This is a genomic window from Rhizobium sp. IY2, assembly GCF_047532935.1.
GTDB lineage: Bacteria > Pseudomonadota > Alphaproteobacteria > Rhizobiales > Rhizobiaceae > Rhizobium > Rhizobium anhuiense.
The window spans coordinates 1-346 of sequence record NZ_JBLKNU010000046.1; the positions used below are offsets into that span (position 1 = coordinate 1).

The following is a 346-nucleotide window of genomic DNA, read 5'->3' on the forward strand; positions in this document are numbered from 1 at the left end:
CTCGACCTTTTCGAACTTCACCGTGTTGCCGGAGATCGCCCTTGCCAAGGTCAATCCCGACGCCCCCTTCGACAAGATCTGCTACATCGGCTGCGGCGTCACCACCGGCATTGGCGCGGTCATCAACACCGCCAAGGTGGAGATCGGTTCGACGGCGATCGTCTTCGGTCTCGGCGGCATCGGTCTCAACGTGCTGCAGGGCCTGAAGCTTGCCGGCGCCGATATGATCATCGGTGTCGATATCAACAGTGATCGCAAGGAATGGGGCGAAAAGTTCGGCATGACCCACTTCGTCAATCCGAAGGAGGTCGGTGACGACATCGTGCCCTATCTGGTCAACCTGACC

The 346-nt window shown here is 59.2% G+C and carries 1 protein-coding gene; it reads left to right on the forward strand.

Annotated elements, in window-relative coordinates; translation table 11 throughout:
- Window positions 1-346 (forward strand): zinc-binding dehydrogenase (locus ACMUVN_RS33310; RefSeq protein ID WP_414816058.1); only part of this gene is annotated, 346 nt, incomplete at both ends.